Source organism: Thermogladius sp., from assembly GCF_049970955.1.
GTDB lineage: Archaea > Thermoproteota > Thermoprotei_A > Sulfolobales > Desulfurococcaceae > Thermogladius.
This window is the reverse complement of record NZ_JBMFLY010000001.1, coordinates 142,745-149,399: the sequence shown is the minus strand read 5'-3', so window position 1 is coordinate 149,399 and position 6,655 is coordinate 142,745. Positions and strand designations below refer to the sequence as shown.

Below are 6,655 nucleotides of genomic sequence, written 5' to 3'. Positions count from 1 at the left end.
TCGTTGATCCATTCATGCGCGCCGGAACTTACCCGGCAAGGCATTTGGCTACCTTTCTCCCGGGAGGCCCCACCGCTTGGCAATACGAGATTCGATTATTTCAAGCACCTCTCTGAGGGCTCTTTTCCTGCGCGATTTTCTGCTCAGGTTTGACAACTCATACGCTTTTAGAATGAGCTCCCTGAGCTTTAGTGGGTCTTTGTGCTCACCTCTGTACAGGGCACTCACAATTTCTCTAAATATTTCGTATTGCCTTCTTTTTGAGTGTAGTAGTCCAATGTACTTGTTTATGAAGGGTATCAATTGTTCGTTTAGCTCCTTCATATTGTCTATTATTAGCACGTACAGGTGCTCTTGCCCGGGTTTCTTAATTATCCTCCCTGCGCCGATTACGTTTTTCACAATTTTCAGCGTCTGTTCCTCGAGCTGCGTGATACTGAATACTGGGTCTAGTCTTATACCATACACTAGGTCCTTCTGTAGTTTTACACTAACCGAAAACGAGGCCTCGGCATCTATTAGCCCGATCACATAGCCGTTTATCAGCTCGTTACCACTCAATTACACGCCCCTGACTGCCAATTTGTAACCAGGGACTGATAAGCCTACGACCTGCCAAGCGGTGAGGCTCTCCCGTTAAGAGAGTCAGAGTTACTCCCGGCCTTCAGCGGCGCTTCGCCGGGTTGTACCCCGGTTTCACGGACCGCCAGTGGCCAGGATTCAGCCCCCGTACAAACCCTTTCGGGCTAGCGGGGACCTATGTTTTTATTAAACAGTCAGGCCCCCCTAGGCACTGCGACCTGCGGTTCCAGGGGTGCGCCCCAGAACCGCAGGCACCCCTTCTCCCGAAGTTACGGGGCCAATTTGCCGAGTTCCCTGGCCCGGGTTAGCCCCCACACGCCTGGGGCTACTCACCCAGGAGCACCTGTGTCGGTTCTCGGTACGGGCGCGGGGGATCGTTCCCAGCCCCCTTTTCAAGGGCCCCCGGAGTCGGCGGAAGGCCCCTAACGGGGCCCCATTCCCGGCTTCAGCCCCTTCTCACCATTACGGTACTCCGGGGCCTTCACCGGTTAGCTGGGTCGCGGTCATTCGACCGCCCCCAGTCCGCCTATCCGGAGGCGTCGGAGGCTGGGCTTGCGTTGCCGCACCTACCCCCGCGGCACGGGAATATTAACCCGTTTCCCTTTCCCCGGGTCCGAGTTACGGCCCGGGTTAGGACCGGCTAACCCTCGGCCGACGACCGTTGCCGAGGAACCCTGGTCCTTTCCGGCGGAGGGGATTCCCACCCCTCTTCGCTGTTACTGCCGCCGGGATCTGCACTCGGATCGGGTCCACCGGACCTCACGGCCCGGCTTCTGCCCCGACCCGACGCCCGCCTACCGGATCACGGCCCCATAGGGGCCGTGCCCCGGGGTCTCGGCGGCCGGCTTAAGCCCCGACCAATCTTCGGGGCCCCACGGCTCGGCGGGTGAGCTGTTACGCACTCCTTAGAGGATGGCTGCTGTTAGGCCCACCTCCCCGCTGTCTGAGCCGTGGGACGCCCTTTGAGATTGGCACTTAGCCGGCACTTAGGGGCCTTAACCCCGGTCTGGGTTGTTCCCCTCTCGGCCCCCACCCTTACGGCGGGGAGCCCCACTCCCGCCTTCTACGGTGGCCACGGGTTCGGAGTTGGACTGGAGGCCGGAGCCTTTCGGCTCCTGCGCCCCCAATCCGTAGCTCTACCCCGTGGCCCACCTCAGGCGGGGCTGGGCTGAGACCCACTTCGGCGGGAACCAGCTATCACCGGGCTTGATTGGTCTTTTGCCCCTAGACGGGGGTCATGGGAACGAATTGCACGTCAGAACCCTTTCGGGCCTCCACCGGGGTTTCCCCCGGCTTCACCCTGCCCCCGCCTAGATCGCCCGGTTTCTGGTCCCACGGCAGTGACTCCGGGCCCTTTGGGACCCCGCCCCTCGCCACGGCTTAACCGTGGCTGCGGGCATGTCGGTTTCCCTACGCCTTCGGGGTTCAACCCCTTAGGCTCGCCACTGCCGTGGACTCCCCGGCCCGTGTTTCAAGACGGACGGCGCCACCCTGATCCGCCCCCCTCGTACTCCCGGGTCGCCCCGGTTTCCTTCGGGGGGCATCACCTCTTTAGGGCAGCGCCGTATGTAGCCGCCTGGTTTCAGGCTCTTTTCACCCCCCTTGCGGGGTGCTTTTCAGCTTTCCCTCACGGTACTAAGTTCGCTATCGGTCTCGGGACGTGTTTAGCCTTGGAGGTCGGTGACCCCCAACTTCCCACGGCACAACCAAGCCGTGGTACTCTGCTCCACGGCGCGAGCCCCCACGGTTTCGCCTACGGGGCTGTCACCCTCTACGGCGGGCCATTCCAGGCCACTTCGGCTACCGTGGGTCGGCTCGCTCGGGGTCGAACCCCTAGCCGTGGAGCCGGTAACCCCACATCCCCCCACGGTCGTCCCGTGAGGGTTTAGTTTGGGCTCTCCCCCTTTCGGTCGCCCCTACTCAGGGGATCTCAGTTTGATTTCTCTTCCTCCCCCTACTAAGATGTTTCCGTTCGGGGGGTTCCCGCCCGGTACTCCCTTGACGGTTTCCCGGGCGCCACGGGCTTTGAGCCCGTGGCAGGAGGTCCCATTCGGCGATCCCGGGTTCGACGGCTGCCTGCGCCTACCCCGGGCTTATCGCAGCTTGCCACGGCCTTCCTCGGCGCCCGAGCCGAGCCATCCACCAGGCGGCTTCCTCGCCGTAGCCTGGGATGCGAGAGCAACGCCCACGCGGAGCTCGACTGGCACCCCTGATAGGCCTACCTGCGGCGTTCATCTCCCCCTCCCGTTATCGGAGGAGGAATAACGCCCTTTGCACAGGGCTCTGAGGCCCTGTGCTGCATCGAAGGGAGGGGCAGGGCGGCAGTGGCCTTTCACGTAGCATGCCCCCCGGCGGCGGGGTAGCAGGAGGTGATCCAGCCGCAGGTTCCCCTACGGCTACCTTGTTACGACTTCTCCCCCCTCAGGAGGAGGGAGTTCGACCCGGCCTCCGAAGAGACCGGGCCTCACTCCCTCCTCCCTTGGGTGGAGCGACGGGCGGTGTGTGCAAGGAGCAGGGACGTATTCACCGCGCGATGATGACGCGCGGTTACTAGGGATTCCGCGTTCACGAGGGCGAGTTGCAGCCCTCGATCCCAACTACGGCGGGGTTTGAGGGATTACCTCCCCCTTTCGGGTTCGGATCCCGCTGTCCCCGCCATTGTAGCCCGCGTGTAGCCCGGGGGTTTCGGGGCATGCTGACCTGCCGTGGCCCCCTCCTTCCTCCGCCTTGAACGGCGGCAGTCCCCCTAGTGTGCCCCGGGGCCGGAGCCCCGGGTAGCAACTAGGGGCGGGGGTCTCGCTCGTTGCCGGACTTAACCGGACACTTCACAGCACGAGCTGGCGACGGCCATGCACCTCCTCTCAGCGCGTCGGGCAAGGTCGTTAGCCTGGCCGTCATCCTGCTGTCGCCCCCGGTAAGGTTCCCGGCGTTGACTCCAATTAAACCGCAGGCTCCACCCCTTGTGGTGCTCCCCCGCCAATTCCTTTAAGTTTCAGCCTTGCGGCCGTACTCCCCAGGCGGCGGGCTTAACGGCTTCCCTGCGGCACTGGGTGGGCTCTAAGCCCACCCAACACCTAGCCCGCATCGTTTACAGCCGGGACTACCCGGGTATCTAATCCGGTTCGCTCCCCCGGCTTTCGCCCCTCACCGTCGGGCGCGTTCCAGCCGGGCGCCTTCGCCACTGGTGGTCCTCCCGGGATTATAGGATTTCGCCCCTACCCCGGGAGTACCCCCGGCCTCTCCCGCCCCCTAGCCCGGGAGTATCTCCCCCAGCCCTCGGGTTGAGCCCGAGGATTTAAGGGGAGACTTCCCGGGCCGGCTACGGGCGCTTTAGGCCCAATAATCGTCCCGACCACTCGCGGGGCTGGTATTACCGCGGCGGCTGACACCAGACTTGCCCCCCGCTTATTCCCCCGCCTCCTTACAGCGGGGAAAAGCCCCCTTATCGGGGGCACTCGGGGTAGCCCCGTCACGGTTTCCCGCATTGCGGAGTTTTCGCGCCTGGTGCGCCCCGTAGGGCCTGGGCCCTTGTCTCAGTGCCCATCTGGGGGCTCCCGCTCTCACGGCCCCTACCCGTTATAGGCTTGGCGGGCCGTTACCCCGCCAACTACCTGATGGGCCGCAGCCCCATCCTCGGGCGGTGCGGCAGCGATAACCCCTGCCGCACCCTTTCGGGGAGGGACCCTTCCAGGCCTCCTCCCCTATGGGGGATTAGCACCAGTTTCCCGGTGTTATCCCCCTCCCGAGGGTAGGTTAGCCACGTGTTACTCAGCCGTCCGCCACGCCCCGCAGCGGCGGGGCGTACGACTCCCATGGCTTAGCCCTACCCCGATAGCGGTCGGGTCCGGCAGGATCAACCGGAGTTAGCCGCAAGGCGGGAGGCATGCTACCTCGTGCGCCACGCCGCCCTGCCCCCGTCGGACTCAAGGTTCCCGGGGTTAAGAACCCCGGTTTTCTTGAGTCCCCACGTGGTAAGCGTGGTTCCAGCATAACTATCTTACTCTGAGGGTGTTATAAACCTTACCCCCTTTGATCTGTTCATTAAACAGCTCAACTGTCCCCGCGGCAGGAGGCCGATTCCTCACTCGCTGGTATGACCCAGCGTAGGAACCGCGCCGCCGCCGGGTGCCGCGGGGCTGTATATAGTATTGACTGTGAGACCTAATTAACCTGCAGCGGATAGCCGCCGAGGCCGGACCCCCGCTCCCGCGGCAGGCGTCTTCCAGCGTGTAGGAGGCCTAGACCCAGCCCGGCTTTTAGCTCCTTGGAGCCAGGCGTTGCTGGAGCTGTGTGGTGTGTGCCAACGTTAGACCGGGGCACGCCCCTCCTGGCTTAGGGTCGCCGCTCTAAGGCTCCGCGCGATGACCGCGTCTCTTCTCGCGTTGCGTGCTCTACTTAGCTCGACAGATTTTGTCAGAGAAATATATATGATCAAGTCCACTATGTTTATGTCCACGTACTTCACCCAGAGTTAACTGATTACTAAAGCCCCTTTTATATTCTGTGATAAAACTACGTTTACAAACATATCATTTTTTGTTGATATACAGAAGGAGGTCGGGGAGGGGCCTGAGGCTCTCCAAGGCGTAGTCTGGGCGGCACACACCCGGGTCGTACCTGTAGTTGTTCCTGTTGACCAGAACGAAAACGACCCCCGCCGACCTAGCGGCGAGGCAGTCGACCTCTCTGTCGCCGACGTAAACCGCTTCGTCGGCCCCGACGCCCATCGCGCTCAGGGCTCTCAGGATCACGTCCGGGTAGGGCTTACCTCGTACCCCGTCAACGACTCCCGAGACCGTGTCGAAGAGACCGAGTATGTTGAAGTAGCCGAGGTACTCGACTATCCTCTCCAGCTTACTGGAGGAGGCTACCGCGAGTCTGAACCCCTTACTCCTCAGCAGGCCCAAAACCTCGGGGACGTCGTCGAAAACCCTGATCATCCGCTTCCAGTTCTCCTCTACCAGCTTGGCCCTGACTCTCATCAGCTCGAGGTGCTTCTCCCTATCTAGCCCCCCAAATACCAGGGAGTAGAACTCGTCCAGGGGCCTACCGATGTTTCTCCTGATCGCGTCCACGTCTACCTCGACGCCCACTATACGCGAGGCCTCGAGGAAGGTCCAGGTTATGAAGTCCTCCGAGTCCAGTATCGTGCCGTCCATGTCGAACAAGACAGCCCTAATCACAGCTGGCCGCCCTCGATCAACTCGGCGAGCCTCACGATGGCCCTTCCCGCGGGCTCGTTTATAACTAGCTTGGCCACCGCTTTGAGCTCCTCGTCCGCGTCCCCGGTCGCTACGCCCAGCTCCACGGCTCTCAGGAGGTCTGCGTCCATGAAGCTGTCGCCCACAGCTACGGCCTCGCTGGGGTCCAGACCCAGCTTGTCGAGGACGAATTTGACAGCCCTGCCTTTATCCACGTCACGCGGCGTCAGGTGAATAGCGTACTTACTGTAGCCTACCCTCACCCAGTCGTACCTGCCCTCGACGTAGTCCTTCACCAGTTTGTAGACCTGGTCGCCGTTGGACCTATCGACTACTCTGAGAGCGAAGTCGTAAAGCCTGAACCTGTTCTGCCAAGAGTCCGCCACCAGCCCCCTGAACTTAGAGAGGGCGTCCGAGTAGGCTTCTCTCGCCGACCTCGACGACAGCTCCACTATTCCGAGGTCCTCGCTGTATACCAGTGCACCGGTCTCCGCTATAGCGGGGCCGTTCAGGTCTAGGTACCTGTGCAGGCCTATGACTACCGGGAGAGCATTGCTGGAGACAATGCTCACTCGTACACCTATGCTCTGGAGCCTCCTCAGCGCCTCGACAGCTCCCAGGTAGATCCTGTACGTCCTCCTAGACTCAGTCAGGGTCCCGTCTAGGTCGGTGAACACTATCTTTACCCTAGCCATGCTTATCACCACGACACTATGAGATTTATTCGGAAGATCTAAAGGGTTTTTAAAGACCGGGAGAGCCGGTGTGATCAGCTTATACGCCGCCGCCGGGATTTGAACCCGGGTCACGGGCTCGACAGGCCCGCATACTAGACCGGGCTATACTACGGCGGCTCTGTAAATTTGGATACT

3 protein-coding genes, 1 tRNA gene and 2 rRNA genes are annotated in these 6,655 nt (G+C 61.7%); all 6 read right to left on the bottom strand.

Features of this window, described 5'->3' with window-relative positions:
• A 23S ribosomal RNA gene (locus ACP5VX_RS00960) occupies positions 1-2,749 on the bottom strand; the annotation flags it as partial.
• 197 nt (positions 2,750-2,946) lie between these two features.
• Positions 2,947-4,446 (bottom strand): 16S ribosomal RNA (locus tag ACP5VX_RS00955).
• Positions 4,447-4,888: 442 nt separating this feature from the next.
• Positions 4,889-5,047, bottom strand: a complete 159-nt coding sequence (locus ACP5VX_RS00950; protein WP_428724014.1) for a hypothetical protein — start codon at positions 5,045-5,047, stop codon at positions 4,889-4,891.
• Between the two features lie 64 nt (positions 5,048-5,111).
• Positions 5,112-5,765 carry an HAD family hydrolase gene (locus ACP5VX_RS00945; protein ID WP_428724013.1) on the bottom strand — a complete coding sequence of 218 codons (654 nt, stop codon included), beginning with the start codon at positions 5,763-5,765 and terminating at the stop codon, positions 5,112-5,114.
• A complete protein-coding gene (locus tag ACP5VX_RS00940) occupies positions 5,762-6,490 on the bottom strand; it encodes a phosphoglycolate phosphatase (protein ID WP_428724012.1) in 729 nt (242 codons plus the stop codon). The genes ACP5VX_RS00945 and ACP5VX_RS00940 overlap by 4 nt, the downstream gene beginning before the upstream one ends.
• 72 nt (positions 6,491-6,562) lie before the next feature.
• A tRNA-Asp gene (locus ACP5VX_RS00935) sits at positions 6,563-6,637 on the bottom strand.
• Positions 6,638-6,655 lie beyond the last annotated feature (18 nt).